The sequence below is a fragment of the Rossellomorea sp. DA94 genome (genome assembly GCF_029834455.1).
Lineage (GTDB): Bacteria > Bacillota > Bacilli > Bacillales > Bacillaceae_B > Rossellomorea > Rossellomorea vietnamensis.
Map to the genome: position 1 here is coordinate 3912630 of NZ_CP122397.1, position 24037 is coordinate 3936666.

Below are 24037 nucleotides of genomic sequence, written 5' to 3' on the forward strand. Positions count from 1 at the left end.
ATGCAGCCGATTCCGGATAGAAGAAAAATATCGCCGTTCATGATCTTTTTTCTCATTCACTCCATTCAAGTCGGGGCAGGGGTCCTCGGTTTCCAGCGTATCATTTCAAAAAATGCAGGCTATGATGGATGGATTTCTGTCATTCTTGCAGGTGTATTCACTCACGTTATCATGTTTCTCATGTATCAGATTTTAAATAGAGTGGATGGAGACCTTGTATCTGCCCACACTGTGGCATTCGGAAAGTGGATCGGGAAAATATTCAGTTTCTTCTTCGTCATCTATTTCAGTTTACTGGTGATTACCATTATGCGTACGTATATCGAGGTATTACAGGTGTGGATGTATCCAAGATTGAGTACGTTCTTCTTTTCCTTGCTCTTTCTCATCCTTGTTTACTATATTGTCAACGGCGGGGTACGGACGGTGACCGGAACGGCCTTTTTTGGTATCTTCCTTCCGAGTTATCTCGTATTGACGTTTGCCTTCACCTTTAAGTATGCCGACTTCCGGAATGTCCTGCCTGTCTTTGATCATACGGTGAAGGATCTATTGATTTCCACCAAGAACATGTCCCTGACGTATTTAGGTTATGAAGCCATTTTACTACTATATCCTTTTGTGAAAGATGCTAAGAAATCTCAGAAATATGCCCACTGGGCATTGTTTACGACCACTATCCTTTATACGATATTAGCCGTTGTTTCTTTCGCGTTTTTCAGTCAGAAACAGCTGGAAAAGACCGTCTGGGCCACTCTTTCTATGTGGAAAATCGTCGAAATGCCATTCGTGGAACGGTTTGAGTATATCGGTATTGCCAATTGGTGTTTGATCATCCTTCCAAACGTATGTATTGCGATCTGGTGTGCAAGCAGAACCTTAAAACGGATGACTCCACTGAAGCACAGGCATACTTTGTTGATCATCTGCCTCCTTTGCTTATCCGCCCTCACCTTTTTCACTGACAGGAAACAAGTGAATTTCCTGAATACGATATCAGGGCAGATTGGATTTTACATTAATTATTTTTACATTCCTGCTCTTCTGCTGCTTGTGATCATCATGAAGAAAGTGAGGAATAAACAATGAAACGTACATGTTTGCTCACTGCTTTTCTCATTTGTTTCTTGTTTCTGACAGGGTGTGTGGAGAAGGAAATCCTGGACGACTTATATATCGAAACAGGGAAAGCCTACGACTATGTAGGAGATGATAGAATAAGGGGGACGGCTCTCTTCCCGATTTACTTAGCCGATAAATCGATTCAAAACGGGACGCTGTCAGCAGAAGCCTCCTCTACAAGGGAAGTGCTTGAGAAATTGGAAAGAAGATCACAGCAGCCCCTGGTCCGAGGAAGCTTGGACGTCGTTTTGATCGGTGAGGAGCTTGCCAAGAAGGGGATCATCGATATCGGTGATTCCCTGCAAAGGGATGCGAGTGTTGGGGCCAGGCTTTATTTGACTGTGACTGAAGGGGAAGCCGGCGAGCTCATTAAAGGGAATTACGGCTTAAGGGGGAACGGGACCTACCTCTCCAATCTGATCCACCACAATATCACCCGGAGAGAACTGCCCGAAACCAATCTTCATATGTTCATCTATGATTATTTCCAGGAAGGTCAGACACCTTATCTGCCAATCTTGAAACAATTATCCAATGAAAGCGTGGGTATCACGGGCATCGCCTTATTCGACAAAGACAAAATGGTCAAAAAGATTCCTGCCAAGGATATGTTTTATTTCAAATTGCTAGTGGATAAGTATGCTGAAGGCAGTCACGTCATCAAGATGGGAGAAGAAAAGAGCAGCGGCCATGTGGAAAAGTCCATTGAGGCCTCTGTGACCAGTCTCATCTCCAAGAACAAAATCATCGTCAAGCACCATGCCGATCCTGTGGAAGTGACGATCCGCATCAAAATCAGGGGGATCATCCGTGAGTATACTGGAAAGAGATTGACTCCTGAGAAAGTGGTTGAAGTGGAGAAACAAATGAAAAAAGATATTGAAGAAAATGGAATGAAGATGCTGAAAGAATTTCAGGATCTTGGAATCGACCCTGTCGGCATCGGGCAAATCCAAAAACACGGCGTACGGGGATTTGATTTCAAGGAATGGGAAGACAGCATATATCCTCGTGTGAAATTCAATATTGACGCCAATGTTCAGATTTTGGAAGCTGGGACGGTGGAATAAGATATGGAAAAGGGACTCCCTGCAAGTTCAGGGAGCCCCTTTTTTTAGTTTAAAGTGATGACTCGTCCGGAAGCTGCACTTTCTTTACATGCTTCGATGATCGTGATGACGTTCAAAGCCTCTTCCGGGTCGACAGGGAGAGGCTGATTTTTTCTTACTGCCCCGTATACCCCAAGGTAAAATTGAGTGTAGTCCCCTTTTTCCGATGGAATGACTTCAGATGTGACCTCTTCACCTGAGATGGTCGTAAGGACACCCCAATTTTCCTCGTCTTCGATTCCCCATTCTTCAGAAACAGGATTCTTTCCTGCCTTAAGGTCATCCTCCTGACGATCCATTCCATGCTTCACAAAGCTTCCTTTCAGTCCATGAACCTGATAGCGTGGCCCCGGATCCAATACGATTGAACGTGAATACAGCTGAACCCTCATGACGTCATATCCGAGGGTGATGAGGAAGTAGTCCTCTGCCTTTTCCGGATCCCGTTGCGGGAACACATCCGCCTGCACCCAATTGGGTTTCCCGAACAGGGTGAGGGCCTGATCTAGCAGATGGGATCCTAGGTCATAAAGGACGCCTGCCCCTTCGATCTTATTCTCTTTCCACCTGTCCTTGATGGCCGGGCGGTACCGGTCAAAATGCGCTTCGTATGTATAGATCGGTCCAAGCGTCCCTTCTTTCACCAATTGCTGAATCGTCAGGAAGTCCGCATCCCAGCGACGGTTATGAAAAACCGAGAGATGAAGTCCTCTTTCTTTCGCCAGTGCCAATAGCTCCTGCCCTTCCCGGCTATCCGTTACAAATGGCTTCTCTACGATCACATGCTTATCGGCTAACAATGATTGCTTGATCATACTGTAGTGAAGGTGATTGGGAGTTGTGATGACGACTAATTCGATGTCTTCCTGAAGCAGGTCTTCAAGGGAGGTCACCACAGTCGTCCCCTCCATATCGTTTACTACTTTTTCTTCATTGGAAGACATGACCGCTTCTATATGAAATTCCTCTAAATGAGAGAGTAAAGGACGATGAAAGCTTTGTCCTGAAAAACCGTATCCTGCTAAACCAACTTTAATGGGCTGCATATTGTCACCTTTTTCTTTCAAAATGTATTCTCATATTATCATGTACAAGATGAGACGAAAAATGATTCGTTTTACAATCAGTCTCTGTTTTGTATAAAATAAGTGGGAAAGGGAGGTTATCATCATGCAATCAATCAAAAATAAAGAAACCTTTGACGATCTTATTACATCAACAGAGCCTGTCATCGTAAAATTCCATGCAGACTGGTGCCCTGACTGCCGTCGAATGGATATGTTCATTGATGAAATCATGGAAGAATTCAATCAATATAAATGGTATGACATCAATAAGGACGAATTCCCGGAAATAGCAGAGAAATATGACGTCATGGGTATTCCAAGCCTGCTGGTATACAAAAACGGCGAAAAACAAGCCCATCTGCACAGCGCCAACGCCAAATCACCAGAACAAGTGACAGAATTCCTGAACACACTATAATGTAAAGGTCCGTCCCTATTTATACAGAGGGACGGACCTTTGTTCTTCACTTAATAAATATTTCCCTTTCCATCTACATACACCGTTTGAATCACTGTTCGTTGAAATTCGTTTCCCTGCTCCGTTTTCCCTTCAAGGTCAAGGGTGATGTTGTGAATTCCTTCCTCAAAGTCTGCCAGTGGCAGGGACGACAGATCTTCAGAAGTAATGAGTGTTGAGGGTTTTTTCCCGCTCTTCATTGGGATATGGTGGATCGTATACATTTTTTTCGACAACTTTTGATCACTTGCAGTCAAGGAAGTCACTGCTGATTTCTTATGAAAGAGAATGCTCAGCATATAATGTTCTTGAGACGCGTGAGCCCTTACTTCCCACCTTCCGGGAATGGGGGCAGCAAGCTGGATGCTGTGATGAAAAGCGCCGGGGAAATACCCTGTAGCATCTTCAGCCACACTCCACTGCCTGTATACTTGACCGTCCGGCCCCACCAGTTCATACATCGTATCCCGTTGATCGCTGACCCAGTCGATCGTGAGCCTCTCAACCCTTTCTTCCACAGAGAAATGTTCCACTGCCACACCATTCACTATCCCTCCTCTGTGAAGCACCGAGGTTTCCTCTTCCTTAACCTGTTCGTTCGCTTCAGCATGAACGACATCTTTCACCTCATCCGAGAGAAGTTCCTTCATAAAGGGAAAAATGGTACTCCCTTCTTTAATGGTCGAATGAGTCCAGTCCCGTACCGCTACTTCTTTGCCATAAGGGAGCCGGGAGCTCTTCACCAGGACAGCACCATCGCTCTGACCAAACCGGCTTAAATAAAGCCCTCCCCAAAACAGTTCAGATTGCGCTCCGCCCCAACCTGTACCGCCAAACGTATAAAAAGGGATGCTTCTGGCAAGATCATGCCGGTCCATTTCCGACCTGAAACCTTTCATGTAGCCCGTTTGCAATGAAAAGACGGCAGGGGTCTTGCTTTTCAACGCATCGGTCAGCCATCCTGCCCATTTACTAAAAGCAAGATCGGCGAGCTCTGATCCATGATGGGGAGTTGATAGTGTAATGACCCGTTCCACATAAGGGGAAGCACCGTAATGCAACAGTGCCGTTTGGGCATCGATCCCTCCCTTGCTGTGACCGACAATCACGAGCTTTTCCTTTAAAGAATCGTACATTTCACCTATCTTTTCTGCTAAAATCCCGCCATTCGTCCACATGTCCTCGTCCCGGTGCAAATCGATGAACACCGATTGATAACCTGCTCCACGGATGATGGGGAGCATATCATTATTCGAAAGCCACGTGTCTGATGAAGTATTGATGCCATGGACAAACAAGACCGGAAACCCTTCCGTATTCGCTGCTTCCTCATCTTTAAACCACCTGCCTGGTTTTCCTTCCCGCATTTCTTTCATTCTTTCTTGCATCAGCATAGCCCTCCCAATAGAAAGAGTTCTTTTCTTCATTATCGTTCAGTACTGATTAAAATTCATCCTGATTGTTAAATTCAGGAATAAAGACATATATTCTCCCCGAATTGAATAGTCCCCTTGTCCTTATCAAAAACTAATATCGATTTTACTAATATGGAGGGATTCCTTTGACAAAGAAAAACAACAAAGGCAGTGCAAACCAAAACTCACCAAAACGCGGCACGACAGAGTTCGCAAATGAAATCACAAGCGGTGATAATAGCAAGGGTAATAAGCATAATAAAGATCAAAAAAATAAAACGAAATAGTAAAAACCTGCCTGATTCGTTTCAGGCAGGTTTTTATTTTGTTTTGGAAAAGGGGTCACTCATCTTCTCCTGAGATATTCACTGGAATCATGTTGGATTCAACATGTATATGACTCTGGTCGGCTTCCCTCTCATCATCACCATTTAATCGTTCGTTTAATTCCATGTTGGCCTCTGTGGCGGACATATTTTCTTCCTGCTTCTTCATATCATCACCCTTTCACTAATAGAGTATCAATTCCCCATTGGAATTATGCGGCTCATGGTTCTACCGAATTGGGACACACTATTCAATGAAAACATTAGGAGGTATGAAAAATGGACCAAAATCGAGTAAAACAGATCTTATCTTCTTCAGCCGACATCCAAGTCAAATACAAAGATGCATCCGTTTGGATCGACTCTGTATCAGAAGACGGAAAAACCGCTGTTGTGCATCTTCGAGGACCTTTGGAAGAACGTTCAGAAGTAAGTGTATCTGATTTAGAAGAGGTATAAGAAAAAAGACCACGCCGGGGCAAGTTCCCCGTCGTGGTCTTCATTCAGATCATTTCTTGTCTTTAATTTTCCCTTTGTTCTTCAATAGTTCAAATATTTGGTTCGCCTGATCAGTATTATCGATCAAACCGGCAAATTTCTCTTTTTGAGGACCAAAGGCATAAACAGGAACGTCGTCACCAGTGTGTCCGTCTGTTGTCCAGCCAGTTCCCGAACGTTTATCAAAAATCTTCTCGATCGCATTATCGATTTCCGTTTGATCACCTTTTTCAGCAGCAATTTTCACAGAAGCGATTTCTTCAGGCGTCAGTTCAAGGTCGATATTATTCGCTAATGTTTCTTCAACCGATGCACCATTAACAATCTGCTCTGCCATATAGTCAGGTGTATGCTTTGCCGCTTGGATCGGAGCTGGATCCCAGTTGTACTCACCGTCAGAGCCAATTGAGATTCCACCCGTTGAATGGTCTGCTGTTACGATGACAAGAGTTTCTCCATTTTCTTTTGCAAAATCTCTTACTTTTTCAAACGCTTGTTCAAAGTCTCTCATTTCACTCATCGCACCGACTACATCATTATCATGACCGGCCCAGTCGATCTGACTACCTTCCACCATTAAGAAGAAACCATCTTTATCTCCTTTTAAACGGTCAAGGGCAGCCGTCGTCATATCTGCTAAGCTCGGTTGCTTCTCATCACGGTCAATCATCTTGTCCATTCCGGATTCAGCGAACAGACCAAGAATTTGATCATTCTTATCTTTTTTTAGCTCATCAGCTGATTTCACATAGCTGTATCCGTCTTTTTTGAATTGTTCTGCAATATTACGATCATCACGCTCGAAGAAATCCGTTCCTCCACCAAGCATGACATCAATCTTATGCTTACCGTTGATCATTTCATCGTAATAATCATTGGCAATCGCATCTTCGCTCTTACGTGACTCTTCGTGTGCCCCGTAAGATGCCGGTGTAGCATGCGTGATTTCTGACGTTGCTACAATTCCTGTAGACATGCCGTTTTCTTTCGCTTGTTCCAGAACCGTTTTTACATCTGATTTATCATTATCTACTGCAATCGCGTTATTATATGTTTTCACTCCGCCGCTCATTGCCGTTGCGGCAGCCGCTGAGTCTGTTACGTTCTCTTTTTCATCTTCCGGGTACGTCGTTTGTAGTCCGACTAGGTAAGGATCAAATGCCGTCTTCTCCATTTCCATCGTATCCGGATTATCGTTCATATAACGAAGGCCGGTTGTGTACGGTACACCCATTCCATCACCGATCATAAAGATGACGTTCTTGGCTTTCCCATTTTTTGATTCCTTGGCTTGTGCTTCTGTGTTGTCCTGGTTCAATCCTATGACACTTCCAAGAGCTAATGAGGATACGACCGCTAACGGAAGAATCTTCTTCATTGATTTCTTCATTTTCCCTACCTCCTATAATTCATGGTACATGTAGAAGCATAAAGGGGAAATATGAAGAAGCATTTACGAAACGAATACAGGAAAGTAAAGCTTATGTAAATTGAAAAAAACAGGCAAAAAGTCACCTGTTTTTTCGATATCATTCTCTTATAAGGGGAAGTGTACAGCAGCGGAATGATCCGCCTGATTTAATGATTTCTGACAGATCCAGTTCGATCACGTCAAACCCTTCTGCTCTGATTCGCTTATTTAATGCTTGGTTCTGGGTAAGACTGATGATCTTATGATTCCCGATGGCCAGTACATTCGGTCCCATTTGAAATTGTTCTTCATCCGTCACCGTGATGATGTTGTAGTGCTTCTTGATGGTCTCGAGATCCCCTTCGGAAAAGGCCGGCGGATATACAAGTGCCCATTCACTGGAAATGATGGTGAATACACAATCCAAATGGAGTATGTCTTCCCTTAATGGGAGTTCATGTACGGTATATGGTGTGAGCTGATTCCTCAGGGATTGTATTGCAAGCTGATTCGTTCGACCGCTCACGCCGATCCAAATAATTTCCTCATCAACAAGAACATCCCCACCTTCAATGGAATGGAGAAGTTCTGTATGGGGTACCTCATTTTCTTCCAGCCAGTGTTTGAGAGTTTTCACTTCTCCCCGCCTGACATCCGTATTCATCGATGCGACGAAAAACTGATCATGAATCGTAAAACCGATATCTCTCGTGAAGACTTGTTCATTGAATTCAGGCGAAGGTTGAAGATGAATCACCTCAGATCCATTTCTCTCCAATGCTTCAACAAATGCTTTATGTTGGGAAACAGCTTTATCTATATCAATATTCTCTTTCAAAAAATGCTTTTGCGTTTCATTTATGATTTCATTGATTTGCATGTTTTCAGGTGAAACCACGACCACTTTCTTTAATTTTCCATACTCATTGGTACAATGCGTTTTTGATTTTGGAACCAACGGGGAATTTAAACTCATCTTTACGCCCTCCAATTATCTACTCTTAAAAACTGCTTTTCCCTGTTATTATGAAGATAAAACGTCCTTTTTATAACTTATGCCGTCTGGGGATGAACAGGGACAAAGAGCCGCCCGATGGACGAAATAAGGGCATTTGTCACATAAAATGAAAAAGGCGTGCAGGTGCACGCCTTTTTCTCATCAATGAACCATCCGGTCATGATCCTTCCAAAACTCTTTCCGGATCACCACTTTTTGGATCTTTCCTGATGCGGTTTTAGGTAATTCTTTCGCGAAAGTAATGCTCTTTGGTGCCTTGAAGTGGGCAAGCTTTTCTCTCGTAAAATCGATCAGTTCCTGTTCTGTTAAGGTGTGACCCTCTCTTAGAACCACTACTGCATGGGGAACTTCCCCCCATCGTTCATGGGGAATGGCCACGACCGCTGCTTCAAGGACGCCATCATGCTCGTAAAGGGCTCCCTCCACCTCGATGGACGAAATGTTTTCCCCGCCGCTTATGATGACGTCTTTCATCCGGTCGACAATTTCGATGTATCCGTCTTCGTCGACCGTCGCCATATCTCCCGTATGCAGCCATCCTTCCCTGATCGTTTGATTGGTGGCTTCCGGGTTTTTATAATATCCTTCCATCACCGTATTGGTCCTCGTCACGATTTCGCCAATCGCTTTTCCATCATGAGGCACCGCTTCCCCGAGTTCATTGACCACCTTCACCATACTCCCGATCATGCTGTATCCCGCTTTTGCCTTCAGGCGATATGTCTCTTCCTTTGGCCGGTCCTGTTCCGAGGACCTTAATATAGAAGTCGTGATAAGGGGTGAGATTTCCGTCATCCCGTAGACCTGGATGAATTCCCACTTTAGATTCTCCTCCACTTTCCGGACGAATGCCGGTGGAGGGGCAGATCCGGCAATGACAACCCTTACTTTTTGCCCGATGGAACGATCCCTGTCCGGATAGGACTCGAGGAGCATGTTGAGAACGGTCGGTGCCATATGCATAACGGTAACATCATGCTTCTCCACCTTATCCAGTATCACTTCCGGATCCACTTTTCTCAGCATCACCTGGGTCGCACCGTTGGCCGTATAATAAAATGGTGATCCCCAACCGTTCACATGGAACATGGGCAGGACGTGAAGAAGCGTATCCTGATCCGTCACCCGCAAATGATGCATGGAAGACAGGGCATGCAAATAATTGGACCTGTGTGTGAGGAGCACTCCCTTCGGATCCCCCGTCGTGCCGCTTGTATAAAGAAGGGACGCGATATCCGTCTCTTCCAGTTCTGCACGGGAGAACGTCTCGCGACTGAACGAGCCACGCCACTCTTCATAGCCCGGATGACCGTCCATCGTTTTCCCGTGAATGACCACATGCTTCAAGTGAGGAACCTTCGATAGAATCGGCTGAACCAACGGATAGAGCTCCTCATCGACAAACAGGGCCTTACTTTCACTATGGGCGAGGATAAATTGATAATCGGCTGGCTTTAATCTGGTATTCAAAGGCGTCATGACCCCTCCGACAGAGTAAACGCCATAAAATCCTTCCAGCATCTCTGTCGTGTTGGGAGCAAGATACGCCACCTTATCCCCTTTTTCTATCCCGAACGCCTTCAGTCCTCTTGCCAGTTGATTCACACGGTCACCGAGCTGTTTATACGTCAAACGCTTTTTGTCATCGATGATCGCTACCTTATCCCCGTATAACTCCACTGCCCGATCCAGAAAATCCGTTAACACCAATGGTACATGCATATGTACATCCATCCCCTCTATTTATCAATCTTATATGGACTATATTAACAGATTCAGACTATTTATGGGAATATTCAGATATTTATATCTTCTAAAAAAGCATGATGACCCTATCGTCACCATGCCTTAGAAATCAGCGCCCTCTTCGATTCGAAGAGGATCTGCTACCACTATTTCCTTGATTACCATTGTTGTTTCTTCCAGACGAGCTGCTTGGCTTACCACGGGAGGCACCCGATGATTCACCACCACCGCGGCGGGGATTCTTGCCTTCACTCTTGGACCTTCGACTGCGCGACGGACCATTCGTGTCACCCGTCCTGGATCTGCCCCCCCTAGGAGACCTTGCTTTTCTCTCCTTACTCGCTTGTATATTCTTTTCGCGGCGATCCTTTGCACTTTCACTGGATCCTTTAGGGCTATTGGGGGTTTCTTTAGTAGAAACGACCTCCACCACTCGGCGGGGCAATGAACGTCCGATGCCTTTCTCGATCATTTCAAGATCCTGCTTATCCTTCAGTGCAACAAAGGTGATGGCAAGCCCGTCTTTCCCGGCACGGCCCGTACGCCCGATTCGATGGATGTAGCTTTCCACATCTTGAGGGATATCATAATTGAACACATGGGTCACGCCCTCCACGTCAAGACCCCTGGCCGCCACGTCCGTTGCGATAAGAAGCTGAAGCTTCGCGTCCCGGAACTTCTTCATCACATTTTCCCGTTTCGCCTGGGACAAGTCACCGTGGAGCTCATCGACCAGAAAGCCTCTCGCTTTAAGGTCTCCGAGCAGCTTGCTGACCCTCCTCTTCGTCCGGCAGAAAATGATGCCGAGGAACGGCTGGACGTCGTGGATCGTTTGACTGAGGGCATCCAGCTTCTGACGATCCGTCGTTTCCACGATTTCCTGCTGAATTTCCTGTACGATCTTGTCTTTCTCCCGGATCTGTACATTATGAGGGTTATTCATATAGCGCTTCCCGATCTTACGGATATCCTTGGACATCGTCGCTGAAAACAGGGCGGTCTGACGAGTGAACGGCGTCTCGCGGATGATCGACTCCACTTCATCGAAGAAGCCGATATGAAGCATCTGATCCGCTTCATCCAATACGAGGAACCTAACATTTGAAAAATCGACCGTCTCCCGGCGCACATGATCAAGCAGTCGTCCCGGTGTTCCGATCACAATATGAATCGCCTTATTCTTCAGTCTCTTAATCTGTTTCTCAACATCCTGACCACCGTACACGGCTAATACATGTATATCATCTTCCACAGAAGAAAGGATTTGATTCAATTCAGCAGTTACCTGAATCGCAAGCTCCCTCGTCGGAGTCACGATAAGGGACTGGATCTCATCTTTTTCCGGATCGATTTTCGCAAGCATGGGCAGGAGAAACGCCATCGTTTTTCCCGTACCGGTCTGTGCCTGTCCGATCACGTCCTCACCATTTAATAATACAGGGATGGTTTCGCTCTGAATCGGCGTCGGTTCTGTTATGGATTGTTCTTTTAATGCATTGACGTACTTAGGTTGAATTCCTAAGGAAGTAAAATCATTCAATGGGGTCACCTCTTTGATTCTCATTATACCCGTAATCCTCTATAGAAAATAGGGCACTATGTTATAATGGGAAAATCGTAAAATGAAATGAGGAATTACATTGCTGACATTTGAAGATAAATTAACACTCATAGAAGAATTTCCCGAGCTTACCCGAAAGGACGTTTCACTGAACCGGGTGAACTTCCACTTTGAAGACAGCCTCTATGAAAAAACGACCGTCGTCTATCACCTGCACCCGAACGGGAACGGTTTTGTTTACACAGGCAGTCTGCCTGAATATGAAACCAATCAAAAAGGACTCGTAAATATCCGGGATTTTAATCGTGACGAACTGCGGGACATCATCCGTGCTTCCATTGATCATCTGGCAACGGAAGAAGAAGTCGCCCCTCCCGTGGAGCAGTTGTGGAAAGATGCAGAAGGGCATTCCCTCATGCTGATTGAAGAAGATGACCGCTGGAACATTTATGCCGGTGACAATCTGGAGGACAGCTTCGGCGGGTATGATGAAGCAGCGTTGTATCTGCGTGAAGAAGGATTCCGGAGACGGTAGCATCCGGGGTGGCAAGAAGAATGAAAAAGGACGAATCGGTGTGTCGATTCGTCCTTTTTTTGTCTTCGTGCAGCATGTGCGATGGGGGGATTCGGTCAAAGAGATCTTGTCAATATATCCCTCACACTGTCCCCGTCCATTTCTTTATACGTACCTACGCCAGGCTTAATGAACGTCTTCTCCACAATGGAATCGAACTGACTATCATCAATGTCATAATCGGCAAGTGTGCCCGGTGCCCCCAGGGAGTTCCAGAAGTCGCGCAGAGCTTTCGCCCCTTCACGTGCGACGTCGATATCTTCCTTGCCTTCAGGCGAGACCCCGAACACATTTACCGCAAGCTGTTTGACCCGGGATGGATCCTCTTCCAGTACATGCTCCAGCCAGTTCGGGAAAAGAATCGCAAGACCGCCGCCATGGGGAATATCGTATATGGCCGAAATGGCATGCTCGATTCGGTGGGTGGCCCAATCCCCTCCGTCGGTCCCGTTTGAAAGAGATCCATTGAAAGCCGTCGTACTGATATACATCATTGTTTCCCTATGCTCGAAGGACTCGAGATCCTCCAGTAGCTTAGGACCGGTTGCAATTGCCGTCCTCAAGAGTGACTCAATGAATCCGTCAATCATCGGCGTATTTTCCGTCCGATGGAAATAATGTTCAAGGGCATGGGACATGCTGTCGACGATCCCATAGATCGTCTGATCGCGGGGTACAGAGAATGTGTAAGAAGGATCCAATATTGAAAACTTCGGGAACACATGCTGTGAGCCCCAACCTAATTTATCATTCGTCTCCCAGTTCGTAATCACAGACACAGAGTTCATTTCAGAACCTGTCGCAGCCAAAGTCAGCACCGTTCCAAAGGGAAGTGCTTCCTCGATCGGAGATTTGGCGGTGATCAGTTCCCACACGTCCCCCTCGTACTTTGCTCCTGCCGATATCGCTTTTGTGCAGTCGATCACACTTCCGCCGCCTACAGCCAGAATGAAGTCAATGCCTTCTGTTTTGCAGATATCGACACCTTTACGGACAGTGGTCAGTCGTGGATTGGGTTCCACTCCCTTTAACTCAAATACGTTGGCATCTATTTGCCCCAACTCTTCCATCACATCATCGTAAACGCCATTTCTCTTGATGCTGCCTCCGCCACAGACCAGTAAGACCTTCAGTCCCTTGTCCAAAATGGAAGACAACTGCTTCACTTCATCCTTTCCAAAGTAAAGCTTTGTCGGATTGTATTGTAAAAAAGTGTTCATGTTCAGCACCTCTTCGTAAGAATTATCCATTCATTTTACCATCTTTTCGACCCATAAAGTTATTGATAGTTTTTCATCTTGCTCATCAATATTTTTGATTTTTAAATAGTCAGGGCTCCGATCAATTGTGTAAGTGGAGGCGTCAGCCACTTTTTTTCAAGATAAATAATCTGTGTATAAAGAGGGCTTTTTTCATGATCAAATGAAATCTGAACGACCTTTCCACTCTCAATCTCCTTTTGCACGGCTATCTCAGGCAGGATAGCCAGACCCAGGTCGTCGGCTACACATTGTTTGATAGCCTCCAAGCTACTGAAGGAAATGACAGATTTTGCCTGCACATCGTTCTCTTTCAAAAGGTTCTCCAATAAGACCCGGTACGAACAACCTTTCTCCGTTAAAATGAGGGTTTCCGATTCAAGCTCCCTTACGTTCATTTTCTTCAGAGAATGCAAGCGGTGACTCGGGGGGGCAATCATGACCAATTTCTCCTGCCGGATGGGAATCGTCGTTAAGTCGGGATGTTCTGAAAAACGGTCAAGAAGGATAGCCATATCGTACTTCCCTTCAAGGATGCCGTCCTTTAAGTTCGGACAAAGTCCGGATTCAAGGAGGATCTTTAATTCAGGATGCTTCCCTTTTAATTCTTTGATGTAAGGCGTGATGAAATAAGCTGCGAGGGATTCCACGGTCCCGATCCGCAAGGTCCCCCGCAGATTGCTTTCCTGGGAGATCCGTTCTTCCGCTTCATCCAGAAGGGACACTACTTTTTCCACGTAGTAGTAAAGCTCTTCCCCTGACTGTGTGAGCCTCATTTTCCCGCCGACCCGTTCAAATAATTTTATCCCATAATACTCTTCCAGCTTCTTGATCTGGGTCGTCACACTGGACTGGGCATATCCGAGTTCCTCCCCGGTCTTCGTGTAACTCCCCCATTTAACCACTTCTTTAAATGTATAAAAATAGTTCAGATCCATTTTTCTCCCCCCTATCATCCATTACAATCATTAGTATCGATAATTATAGATAACTTTAATCTCCCCATCAATGATATACTCTTAACCATTAAGAATCCCATTAGCTGTTAAAGCTAAATATAATGAAATGTATAAAGGAGTGTTCATCAATGAAAGTACTTGCCCTTTTAGGAAGCACACGAAAAAACGGGAACTCCGAATATCTTGCGAAGAAAATCGTCGAAGGTACCGACCATACCATCGTTTCCCTTGCCGATCTGCATATTGAACCGATTGAAGACCTTCGTCACGCTGAAGGAGGATTTCTCCCTGTGGAGGATGATTACGAAGAGCTGGTCCGGATGATGGAAGAGCATGACGTATTATTATTCGCTACACCTCTCTATTGGTATGGAATGAGTGGTCCGATGAAGAATTTCTTCGACCGTTGGAGTCAGTATTTGCGCGACGAGCGCTTCAACCTGAAAGAAGAGCTTACGAAGAAAAAGGCGTACGTCGTGATTACCGGCGGAAGCTCGGCCAACATAAAAGGACTTCCCCTTGTACAGCAATTCAATTACATTTTTGAGTTTGTCCAAATGGAATTCACAGATTATCTGATCGGTGCCGGCGTCAAACCTGGTGAGATCGTGAACGATCCTACCGCCCTGGAGAAGGCAGAACGCTGGAATGCACGATTTAAAATGGATGATCCCTCTTAAGGGGTCATCTTTTTTTGTTAATCCACACACAATAAGGAAATAGTATGAACAAAACCCTTATTGGAGGCTTTATATGGATTTCCCAACGATTCACACAAACTTCTGGGATGCCGTCATCGCCATTCCCGTCATTATCCTGTTAACCCAGCTAATCAAAGTCTTCTTTAAACCACGGGCTTTTCTGGTACCGAATATTGCCGTCTTGCTCGGGCTTTTCATCTCGATTTTCATCAGCCACAGGGGACATCCCGTCACGGGTATATTCATGGGCTTTTTTTACGGTTATGCGGCGATTGGGAATTACGCTTCTTTGAAGACTTCAGTGTTGGCGTTTCGGGGGGAGAAGGAGGAAGAAAGATCTCGATAAAAATAAGGGGCAACCAACGTCACCCCTTCACTTCATTTTGCAGTTTATTGAGGATCGTCGTCAACGTCTGATCCAATTTCGAGAGCTCGTCACCATTCATCTCAAGCCTATCCAATAAACGGGTCGGGACACATTCTGCTTTCTCCTTCATTTCCAGTCCTTTATCCGTAAGACTGATGATGACACTTCTCTCATCCTCTGACGAACGCTTCCGCTCCACCAGTCCGTTTGCTTCCATCCTTTTCAGCATGGGTGTCAATGTGCCGGAGTCCAGGAATAACTTTCTGCCGAGTTCCTTTACGGATATCGTTTTTTCTTCCCATAACACGAGCAAAGCCAAGTATTGAGGATACGTGACACCGATTTCCTCCAGGAGGCTCCGGTAAAGCTTCGTGATCTCCCTCTCAGCTGTATATATTTTAAAACAAATTTGATTTTCCAATAAAAGTGGATCCTTCATACATGTCGATTCCTTTCTTGTACATACTAATTGAGATTATCATACAAAAAAAAGTATCATTTATCAAATTTAATTTTACACAACTTAATAGTTGACAACTAAGTATAAATCCATTATATTTAGTTTTGTAATATTTAATTGCACACAACCAATAAAGAGGAGTGAAAGAAATGGATGCATTATACACAGCAAAAGCAACGGCAAAAGGTGGCCGCGATGGAAAAGTAACAAGCAGTGACGGAGTATTGGATGTCGCTCTAGGCATGCCAAAATCACTTGGTGGTTCCGGGGCAGACGGGGCAACAAATCCTGAACAACTATTTGCAGCTGGATATTCGGCTTGTTTCGACAGCGCTCTAAATTTAGTGGCCCGCCAGGAAAAGAAAAAAATCCAATCCAATGTAACGGCTGAAGTGTCAATCGGTAAAGATACTGACGGAGGATTTAAATTAGGCGTTGTCCTCTCAGTGGCCGTAAATGGTGTAGAACTGGATGAAGCCAAACAACTGGTGGAAAAAGCACATGGTGTATGTCCTTATTCCAAAGCAACAAACGGAAATATCGATGTAGAATTGCATACTGAATTATTTTAACGGAACAGGATGGGCGCATGCCCATCCTGTTTTAGATTTCACATGTTTTGATCTCCCCTCCTCAAGGGAATGGAATAGGAATAAATTCATTACTCAATGGGGGCACCAGGATGGAATTACACAATGGTCAATTGTATTGGCCGACCACATTAAAAAATAGACAAGAAGATTTTGATAAAAAGTATGATGCAGTTATTATAGGAGGCGGGATGTCAGGGGCATTATGCGCCTATTCACTCGTCCAGGAAGGCTTGAATGTTGCCATCATTGAAAAACGGACGCTGGCTGCCGGCAGTTCATCCGCCAATACAGGTCTGCTTCAGTTTTCCAATGACGTCATGCTTCATGAATTAATGGACCAGATCGGAGAAGACAAAGCGGTCCGTTTTTATTCCTTATGTATGGAAGCAGTGGAGAATCTGGAGAAGGTGGCGATGAATCTACCGGTTTCTCCTGATTTCATCCGCAGGAAAAGCATTTACTATGCAAGCACGTCCCGACATGTTCCAAAGTTAAAGAAAGAATATAAAACTTTGAATGAGCACGGCTTCCCTGTGGAGTATTGGTCTCGTAAAGAGATGAAAGACCGCTTGCCTTTTTCAAAGGCTGGCGCGTTGATCACACATGGTGACGCAGAAGTGAATCCATACAAATTCGTGAATGGGATATTTGATTATTTAAAAGAAGGAAAGCAAACAACGATCTTTGAGAATCTTGAAGCAACAAATATAGAAGAACATTCAACAGGTGTAAATATCCATACTCCTGATGGGATCATTGAAGCAACGCATTTGATCCATGCAACAGGCTATGAAACGCCTCCCTTGAATAAGAAAATAGGTTCAGACATCAACAGGTCCTATGCCATTGCGACAGAACCGATAGAGGACTTATCTCAATGGGATGACAGAGCGCTCATCTGGGAGACAAAGCGGCCTTATCTATACTTGCGCACGACGGTAGATAACCGGATTATTGCCGGAGGGTTAGACGAAGACCCTGCAGAGGCGCCACAAAGTGAGAAGAAAATCGAAAAACGCGGAAAGCGGATCGAAAAAGAGGTTCAGAAACTGTTTCCCGACCTGAAGATCAAGATGGACTATGCATGGGGGGCAAGCTTCGGGGAGTCCCTGGACAACCTTCCCTATATCGGCAAACATCCCGACAAAGACAGGGTTTATTATCTGCTCGGTTATGGCGGAAACGGCACTGTCTACAGCATGCTCGGAGCCAACATCCTGCGGGACCTTATCCTCGAACGTCCCAACCCGGATGCAGAAATCGTCAAATTGGATAGATAAATGATGAGGATGAAAGAGGGGGACGGACCTTCAGGAAAGATCCGTCCCTGTCACCATATGATAATTTCTATTGATTTTTTGGATGTAGCCTTCTTTGATTAGTTCTTTTGTGAGGCTGGTGACGGTTTCCCTGGTCGAACCAATGAAGCTTGCGATGTCCTGGTGTGTGAGGTGCACATTGATTTTAATCAGGTTACCCTGCTTTTCTCCGAATCGCTTCATTAGAAAGGACAGAAGGAAAAGGATCCTTTCTTTTACAGGGGTATACATGATACGTTCTATGAATAGATTTCGCATTTTCATTTGTTGGTTAAGAGTTGAATATAATTCCGTCACGGTCAATGTATGTGTGCCTTTCATACTCTCCACCCGTTTGTGAGAGAGGACATGTAAAATTGTCGGATCAATCGTTTCTGCATATACCCCTTCTTCATCTAAACTGAAACTGGGGATATTGCTGAATATCTCGCCTTCTCCTAAAACGAAAAGGATGGTTTTCCGTCCATCCTCACTGTTCTTATAGAGCTTGATTTTTCCCGAATGAATCTTATATAGATGCTGATCCAATGAAAAAGGCTGGAAGATGACTTCTTTTTTCGAGTAATTTACGAGCCTCTCGGACAGTTCTTCTAAAATGGAAGTCGATTGCAACGGGGTGGATGAATTCATGACGCCCCCTCCTCTTTTGTTTCAAACTGAGACACAAACTCACCGTATCCCTGCTCTTCTAATTCACCTTTCGGGACAAAACGAAGGGCTGCAGAGTTCATGCAATATCTTAATCCTGTTGGCTGAGGGCCATCTTCAAACACATGACCCAAATGTGAATCGGCGTGTTTACTTCTGACCTCCGTCCTCACCATGAACAAAGTCCGGTCCTTTACTTCTACAATATTATCTTCCACAAGGGGCTTCGTGAAACTTGGCCATCCTGTTCCACTTTTGTATTTATCCTTCGAACTGAATAGAGGTTCACCCGAGACGACATCCACATAGATTCCCTCTCCCTTGTTATCCCAATATTCATTCTTGAAAGCTTCCTCCGTGGCATCTTCCTGAGTGACTTTGTATTGGATATCCGTCAATTTTTCTTTTAACTCATCATCGGTAAAAGAGGGATAAAGAGAATTGGTCTGGAGTTCTATATGGCGATCATCTCCCCACGCCTCATCCAGAAAGTCATCCCGGCCTGAATTGCTTCTGTAAAATTTATAGCTTAATTTATTTTTCTTATAATAATCCTGATGGTACTCCTCTGCTTTGTAAAACGTTTTGGCCGGTTGAATCTCTGTTACAATTTTATCTTCAAAACGTCCCGAGTCAGCCAATTCATTTTTTGACTGTTGAGCAGTCTTTTTTTGTTCTTCATCGTGGTAGAAAATCCGGCTTACATATTGAGGTCCCCGGTCTACGAACTGTCCACCTGCGTCGGTCGGGTCAATCTGCCTCCAGAAGACTTTTAGTAACTGTTCATAAGTGATCACGTCAGGATCGTACTCAATTTGAACAGCTTCCACGTGACCTGTCTGTTTGGAGGATACCTCGTCATAAGTAGGATTTTGTTCTTTTCCGCCCGTATATCCTGAAATGACCGAGTATACACCATCCAGTTTTTCAAAAGGTGGTTCCATGCACCAGAAGCATCCCCCTGCAAAGGTAGCGAGTGCATGATCTTCATCGATCATCTCTGTTTTCACCGCTTCACTTCCCAACGATTTCTGGGTCATACTTGCATACAGTTTCGGTCCGAAAAAGGCTCCAATAGCCAATAAGAGTATCAACCCGATTCCGATTATTATTTTCTTCACTGTCTCTCCTCCTCACTATTTTCTATAGGTAATTGAAACCAAAAGGTGCTGCCAGAATGACCATCACTTTCAACCCCCATTTCCCCACAGTGGAGTTCAATGATTTCCTTGCTGATGGAGAGTCCCAGCCCTGATCCTCCTCCCGCTTTAGTACGGGACTTTTCCACTCGGTAAAATCGTTCAAAAATGGAGGCCTGTTCTTCAATGGGTATCCCCTTCCCTTGATCTGTCACGGAAAATTCTATTTTATCTCCTTTTTTCACAGTCCGTATGGTAAGAGCCGTTTTATCAGGCGAGAACGAAAGAGCATTTTGGAGAAGGTTTGTCATGACCCTCTTGATTTGAACAGGCATTAACGGGATGAGAGGCAAGCTGTCATCGTACTCGACCTTTACTTGTATTTCTTTCTCCTGTATTCTTCGTTCGAATTGCCCAAGGCTGTCAATCAGAAGCTGATCGATTGATGTATGATGTGGATTCCATGGCAGCTTTCTGTTCTCCAATTGAGAAAATTCCAATACTTCTCCTATCAATAGACTTAATTTTTCCGTTTCAGATAGGATCGTTTCATAGTATCGCTTCCGGGTCTCCCGATCTTCGATTATGTCATCATTCAAAGCAGCTACAAAGGAATGGATGGATGACAGGGGTGTCCTTAGATCATGCGACACATTGGCAATCAGCTCACTCTTGAATTTTTCTGATTCCTTCAATTCCTCAAACATCCCTTCTATCTTAGTGGACATGTGATTAAAGTTGGCAGCGAGCTCTTTGATTTCCTGAGGTCCTGCCTCCGTTACCTTTACCTTAAAGTCACCATTGGCCATCTTCCCTGCTTCTCTGCTCATTTGCTTCACGGAATTTAATAAAGGGCTCGTGATCATCAAATTGACTGCAAAAGATAAAACTCCCGCTCCCAATGTAATAAAGAAGAGAAGTATAATGATATCAGTTGAAATAAACATTTGGACATATGATATGGTGAGGAAGATCATGATCACCATCAGGGAAATCGTATTGGCTAAAATGAGGAGGGTCCTAATCTTCACCATGCTGTCCCCCCTCGAATTTATACCCTATTCCCCACACCGTTTTAATCCACTTGGGGTCGGATGGATCAACCTCGATCTTCTCTCTTAACCTGCGAATATGGACATTGATCGTATTGGCATCACCAAGATACTCATATCCCCACAACGTTTCGATCAGTTGGGATTTTGAGAACACCTGAGATGGGTGTTTGGCCAGTAAGGATAACAGTTCAAACTCCTTTACCGTCATTTCAACCTCGTTTCTCCCTGCAATCACTCTCCGTCTAGTACGATCAATGAGCAAACCATCCCATGTGAGAATGTCCTCTTTCCTTTCAGATGAAGAATGGGTTCTTCTTAAAACATTCTTAACCCGTAACAGCAGCTCGCGTGGACTGAATGGCTTGGTGATATAATCGTCTGCTCCTAAGGTAAGTCCATAAATACGGTCCTTCTCTTGCCCAAGAGCCGTCAGCATGATGATCGGAGTGTCATGGTCCTCCCTTATTTTTTCAGCTACCTCCCATCCATCCATTTCGGGCATCATGATGTCGAGAATCACAATGTCCGGGTGGAAGGCGGCATATTGTTGAAGTGCTTCTTTGCCGTTAAAGGCAGCACTAACTTCATACCCTTCCCGGACAAGATAGCGTGAACATACATCTACAATATTTTCCTCGTCATCCACTAATAGAACTTTTTTCGCCATTTAAATGCCCCTTCCTTTAATCCCTCTGATTGGGATCATCTCTTCCAAAGGTTTTGTATATATTCATTGTACCGCTAGTGATTTTGTCTGGCGAAGATGAATCGGTTTCCTTTTACGCAGGTGTATGCCGGTGCTGCCCTGTCTAAAAAGGAGGACACGAGATACTATCTTCTCAAATTCCAATTATCAAAAGTATAAATAACAAACCTTATGGAATCTTAACGTAATTCTTAATTATTTCTTAAATGTCACGGGTTTCGTTTTGGACAGGCTCTTACAAATTTGAGATAGTAAAAGATATCGAACGAAAAGGAGAATCTCCATGTTTATCACTCTTATATTGCTTTTAGTCATAGTTTTTACAGGGATGATAATCGTGAGGTATTACCCCGCATTTGGGAAAAAGCCTGCACGTGAGCGAGTCAACTCGTCTCTCCAGTATTCTCAAGGTTCATTTCAAAATTCATTACCCACTTCCATGGCCGCCAGCTTTTCTTCATCCGTTTCAATGATTCTCGACCTCTTCAAACGAAACGCTAATCGCAAACCGGGACAGGATATTCCACGAGTCGCCTTTCCTTCTATTTCCCACCCCCACCTCGTGACGAATATTACGTGGTTCGGACATTCCGCATCCTTGATTGAAATCGATGGAAAGAGACTTCTCCTTGATCCCATGTTCGGAAGATCCCCTTCCCCCTTTCCATGGATCGGTGGAAAGCGCTACAGCAAGGAGCTCCCCTTTCAAATCGATGAACTGCCTTCCATCGATGCTGTGATTTTTTCTCATGATCATTATGATCATCTTGATTACGGAACCATTCAAAAGCTTCTTAATCACGTGAAGCAATTTTTCGTCCCCATTGGAGTGGGAAGTCACTTGGAGCGTTGGGGGATCCAATCCGATCATATAGTAGAGCTTGATTGGTGGGGTGAATTTGAATGGGCCGGTCTTACATTAGCCTGTACTCCCGCCAGACATTTTTCCGGGCGGAATTTGAATGATCGTAACGCTACTTTATGGTGTTCTTGGGTTATCGCCGGTGAAACTAACAGGATTTTTTTCAGTGGGGATAGTGGGTATGGTCCGCACTTCCAAGAGATTGGTGAGAAGTACGGTCCGTTCGATTTGACCCTGATGGAATGCGGCCAGTATGACCCCAGATGGGCACCGATTCATATGCTCCCTGAAGAAACCGTCCAAGCCCATATTGACGTGAAAGGGAAATGGCTGCTGCCCGTCCATTGGGGGGCTTTCACATTATCTTTTCATGAATGGACAGATCCGATTGAACGTGTCACAAAATACGGGAATGAACGGAATGTTTCCATTGTAACGCCGAAAATCGGGGAAACGTTTCTTGTGGAGGGAGATTCATTCCCTTCTTCGAGATGGTGGGAATGAACAAACAATCGCCCCTATGTATACACTATCTAAGAACGAAAAAGTAGGCGATCAACTATGGGAAATGAGCAAAAAGCCACGCTTGGCGCATGGATTGCGGCTACCGGGACTGTCATCGCCGCGATCGGGAGTACACCCATTAAGTGGATTCCAAGGGAAACGCTCAATTCTTTTAATCTCATAGGAAATGAACTTCAGGCAACAGGTAGCGCCCTTAGTGCAGATGCCATCAAGGAATTCACTTTGACAAAAGTAGGGAATGGACTTCAAGCCATTGGGAACGTCATCGTCATTGCAGGCATTGTCATGCGTAACAATGACATCATCGAGCAGGAGTTGATTATCAAGGGAAACCTGGTGCAGGCATTGGGGGCATCCACTGCCCTGGCAGATTCCTTCAATGAAGAACATACAGTAGAAGAACTATTTTCAATATACGGGAACCTTTTGAAAGCCATCGGGAACTCCCTTCAAGCCATAGCCGTCATCCTGGAATTAAACGATAGGGACAGCGGAAACCTTTACGCCAAAGGCAGCTGGATCCAGGCGATCGGAGCCATAATTTCAGCACTCGCCCAATCAAAAAAGCCCTCCACTTGATACGCTTTGCGTGTACTCTTATTTCGAAAATGCAGGGCCGATGGATTCGATATAAAAACAATCGAACCCAATCCGAATCCTATGGATATCCAAATCTTCTCCTGACAGCCCACTGGGTACTTTTTCATAAAATCTCTTTATCTGGGTAGACGCCTATACCAATCCCACTCAAACCGAATACTCATAACCTAGATAGAGAGGAGGTTTTATGCTATGAATGATTTTCAAACAGGCAATGAAACGTTTATAGACTATAGTGATTACCGCCGACCAATCGGACGGGTAGGCTTCGGAAGACCGGGATTTGGAGGGTTCGGGAGACCGGGGTTCGGTTATGGAGGATTCGGAAGACCAGGATTTGGATTCGGCTTCAGTCCGTTTGTGGGAGGACTTGCCGGTGGATTATTAGGAGCAGCACTACTGAGTCCAGGTTATGGGTATGGTTACGGGTATGGCTATCCGCCTCCTTATTATGGTTATGGTTATTCGCCATATCCTTATTACTAATATCATATAAATCGAAAGGGAACCTTGGCGGGAAAGCGCCATAGGTTCCCTTTC

Annotated in this window: 27 protein-coding genes; 13 read left to right on the plus strand and 14 right to left on the minus strand. The window is 44.9% G+C overall.

Annotated elements, in window-relative coordinates:
* Positions 1-1089 (plus strand): GerAB/ArcD/ProY family transporter, encoded by a 1089-nt coding sequence (locus P8596_RS20410; RefSeq protein WP_279724856.1) that lies wholly within the window; start codon positions 1-3, stop codon positions 1087-1089.
* A complete protein-coding gene (locus tag P8596_RS20415) occupies positions 1086-2192 on the plus strand; it encodes a Ger(x)C family spore germination protein (protein ID WP_279724857.1) in 1107 nt (368 codons plus the stop codon). The genes P8596_RS20410 and P8596_RS20415 overlap by 4 nt, the downstream gene beginning before the upstream one ends.
* 44 nt (positions 2193-2236) lie before the next feature.
* Here P8596_RS20415 and P8596_RS20420 read toward each other — a convergent pair whose 3' ends face one another.
* Positions 2237-3298 (minus strand): oxidoreductase, encoded by a 1062-nt coding sequence (locus tag P8596_RS20420; RefSeq protein WP_279724859.1) that lies wholly within the window; start codon positions 3296-3298, stop codon positions 2237-2239.
* A 103-nt stretch (positions 3299-3401) separates the two neighbouring features.
* Between P8596_RS20420 and P8596_RS20425 the strand changes: the two genes are divergently transcribed.
* A complete protein-coding gene (locus P8596_RS20425; protein WP_034764088.1) occupies positions 3402-3716 on the plus strand; it encodes a thioredoxin family protein in 315 nt (104 codons plus the stop codon).
* A gap of 50 nt (positions 3717-3766) precedes the next feature.
* Here the strand turns inward: P8596_RS20425 and P8596_RS20430 are convergent, their stop codons facing one another.
* Entirely contained in the window at positions 3767-5143 is a 1377-nt protein-coding gene (locus P8596_RS20430; protein ID WP_279724861.1) for a PGAP1-like alpha/beta domain-containing protein, read from the minus strand.
* 173 nt (positions 5144-5316) lie between these two features.
* Between P8596_RS20430 and P8596_RS20435 the strand changes: the two genes are divergently transcribed.
* Positions 5317-5457, plus strand: coding sequence for a hypothetical protein (locus tag P8596_RS20435; protein WP_179126082.1), 141 nt, complete (start codon positions 5317-5319; stop codon positions 5455-5457).
* 55 nt (positions 5458-5512) lie between these two features.
* Here P8596_RS20435 and P8596_RS20440 read toward each other — a convergent pair whose 3' ends face one another.
* Positions 5513-5665 (minus strand): hypothetical protein, encoded by a 153-nt coding sequence (locus tag P8596_RS20440; RefSeq protein WP_156030171.1) that lies wholly within the window; start codon positions 5663-5665, stop codon positions 5513-5515.
* A 110-nt stretch (positions 5666-5775) separates the two neighbouring features.
* On the opposite strand from P8596_RS20440, the gene P8596_RS20445 reads away from it, so the two are divergent.
* A complete protein-coding gene (locus tag P8596_RS20445) occupies positions 5776-5955 on the plus strand; it encodes an H-type small acid-soluble spore protein (protein WP_061809731.1) in 180 nt (59 codons plus the stop codon).
* Between the two features lie 49 nt (positions 5956-6004).
* Here P8596_RS20445 and P8596_RS20450 read toward each other — a convergent pair whose 3' ends face one another.
* The 4 genes from P8596_RS20450 to P8596_RS20465 all read right to left on the minus strand — a co-directional run bounded on the left by P8596_RS20450 (position 6005) and on the right by P8596_RS20465 (position 11733).
* Positions 6005-7384, minus strand: a complete 1380-nt coding sequence (locus P8596_RS20450) for an alkaline phosphatase (RefSeq protein WP_279724863.1) — start codon at positions 7382-7384, stop codon at positions 6005-6007.
* Positions 7385-7523: 139 nt separating this feature from the next.
* The gene (locus P8596_RS20455) at positions 7524-8381 is read right to left on the minus strand and encodes a dimethylarginine dimethylaminohydrolase family protein (protein ID WP_279724864.1); all 858 of its coding nucleotides are present in this window, start codon (positions 8379-8381) and stop codon (positions 7524-7526) included.
* A gap of 183 nt (positions 8382-8564) precedes the next feature.
* Positions 8565-10145 carry a long-chain-fatty-acid--CoA ligase gene (locus tag P8596_RS20460; RefSeq protein ID WP_279724865.1) on the minus strand — a complete coding sequence of 527 codons (1581 nt, stop codon included), beginning with the start codon at positions 10143-10145 and terminating at the stop codon, positions 8565-8567.
* Positions 10146-10278: 133 nt separating this feature from the next.
* Complete coding sequence (locus tag P8596_RS20465) at positions 10279-11733, minus strand: DEAD/DEAH box helicase (RefSeq protein WP_481900306.1); 1455 nt, start codon at positions 11731-11733, stop codon at positions 10279-10281.
* A 76-nt stretch (positions 11734-11809) separates the two neighbouring features.
* On the opposite strand from P8596_RS20465, the gene P8596_RS20470 reads away from it, so the two are divergent.
* Entirely contained in the window at positions 11810-12265 is a 456-nt protein-coding gene (locus P8596_RS20470) for a hypothetical protein (protein ID WP_224521994.1), read from the plus strand.
* A gap of 95 nt (positions 12266-12360) precedes the next feature.
* Here P8596_RS20470 and P8596_RS20475 read toward each other — a convergent pair whose 3' ends face one another.
* Together P8596_RS20475 and P8596_RS20480 are read right to left on the minus strand one after the other, a co-directional pair.
* Positions 12361-13524 (minus strand): iron-containing alcohol dehydrogenase, encoded by a 1164-nt coding sequence (locus P8596_RS20475; RefSeq protein WP_279724867.1) that lies wholly within the window; start codon positions 13522-13524, stop codon positions 12361-12363.
* A 101-nt stretch (positions 13525-13625) separates the two neighbouring features.
* Positions 13626-14501: a LysR family transcriptional regulator gene (locus tag P8596_RS20480; RefSeq protein WP_279724870.1), complete on the minus strand. Its 876-nt coding sequence runs from the start codon at positions 14499-14501 to the stop codon at positions 13626-13628.
* Positions 14502-14650: 149 nt separating this feature from the next.
* Here P8596_RS20480 and P8596_RS20485 point away from each other — a divergent pair, with 149 nt between their 5' ends.
* Both P8596_RS20485 and P8596_RS20490 read left to right on the plus strand, forming a co-directional pair.
* The gene (locus tag P8596_RS20485) at positions 14651-15202 is read left to right on the plus strand and encodes a flavodoxin family protein (protein WP_279724872.1); all 552 of its coding nucleotides are present in this window, start codon (positions 14651-14653) and stop codon (positions 15200-15202) included.
* A gap of 73 nt (positions 15203-15275) precedes the next feature.
* A complete protein-coding gene (locus P8596_RS20490; RefSeq protein WP_034764106.1) occupies positions 15276-15569 on the plus strand; it encodes a hypothetical protein in 294 nt (97 codons plus the stop codon).
* A 19-nt stretch (positions 15570-15588) separates the two neighbouring features.
* Here P8596_RS20490 and P8596_RS20495 read toward each other — a convergent pair whose 3' ends face one another.
* The gene (locus P8596_RS20495) at positions 15589-16029 is read right to left on the minus strand and encodes a MarR family winged helix-turn-helix transcriptional regulator (protein ID WP_034764107.1); all 441 of its coding nucleotides are present in this window, start codon (positions 16027-16029) and stop codon (positions 15589-15591) included.
* A gap of 170 nt (positions 16030-16199) precedes the next feature.
* On the opposite strand from P8596_RS20495, the gene P8596_RS20500 reads away from it, so the two are divergent.
* Both P8596_RS20500 and P8596_RS20505 read left to right on the plus strand, forming a co-directional pair.
* A complete protein-coding gene (locus P8596_RS20500) occupies positions 16200-16622 on the plus strand; it encodes an organic hydroperoxide resistance protein (protein ID WP_261749714.1) in 423 nt (140 codons plus the stop codon).
* Between the two features lie 110 nt (positions 16623-16732).
* Positions 16733-17923, plus strand: a complete 1191-nt coding sequence (locus P8596_RS20505; protein ID WP_279724873.1) for an NAD(P)/FAD-dependent oxidoreductase — start codon at positions 16733-16735, stop codon at positions 17921-17923.
* 30 nt (positions 17924-17953) lie between these two features.
* Here the strand turns inward: P8596_RS20505 and P8596_RS20510 are convergent, their stop codons facing one another.
* The 4 genes from P8596_RS20510 to P8596_RS20525 are packed head-to-tail and all read right to left on the minus strand — an operon-like array spanning position 17954 to position 21471.
* Positions 17954-18592: a Crp/Fnr family transcriptional regulator gene (locus tag P8596_RS20510; RefSeq protein WP_034764109.1), complete on the minus strand. Its 639-nt coding sequence runs from the start codon at positions 18590-18592 to the stop codon at positions 17954-17956.
* Positions 18589-19731, minus strand: coding sequence for a peptide-methionine (S)-S-oxide reductase MsrA (gene msrA / locus P8596_RS20515; protein ID WP_371928697.1), 1143 nt, complete (start codon positions 19729-19731; stop codon positions 18589-18591). Before msrA ends, P8596_RS20510 begins: the two co-directional genes overlap by 4 nt.
* Entirely contained in the window at positions 19728-20783 is a 1056-nt protein-coding gene (locus P8596_RS20520) for a sensor histidine kinase (protein ID WP_279724874.1), read from the minus strand. Before P8596_RS20520 ends, msrA begins: the two co-directional genes overlap by 4 nt.
* Complete coding sequence (locus tag P8596_RS20525) at positions 20770-21471, minus strand: response regulator transcription factor (RefSeq protein ID WP_279724876.1); 702 nt, start codon at positions 21469-21471, stop codon at positions 20770-20772. The genes P8596_RS20520 and P8596_RS20525 overlap by 14 nt, the downstream gene beginning before the upstream one ends.
* Positions 21472-21838: 367 nt before the next feature.
* Between P8596_RS20525 and P8596_RS20530 the strand changes: the two genes are divergently transcribed.
* The 3 genes from P8596_RS20530 (at position 21839) to P8596_RS20540 (ending at position 23983) form a co-directional block, all read left to right on the plus strand.
* The gene (locus P8596_RS20530; protein ID WP_279727041.1) at positions 21839-22876 is read left to right on the plus strand and encodes an MBL fold metallo-hydrolase; all 1038 of its coding nucleotides are present in this window, start codon (positions 21839-21841) and stop codon (positions 22874-22876) included.
* 57 nt (positions 22877-22933) lie between these two features.
* Complete coding sequence (locus P8596_RS20535; protein ID WP_279724877.1) at positions 22934-23476, plus strand: DUF6944 family repetitive protein; 543 nt, start codon at positions 22934-22936, stop codon at positions 23474-23476.
* A 213-nt stretch (positions 23477-23689) separates the two neighbouring features.
* Positions 23690-23983 carry an inner spore coat protein YmaG gene (locus tag P8596_RS20540; RefSeq protein ID WP_279724878.1) on the plus strand — a complete coding sequence of 98 codons (294 nt, stop codon included), beginning with the start codon at positions 23690-23692 and terminating at the stop codon, positions 23981-23983.
* Positions 23984-24037 lie beyond the last annotated feature (54 nt).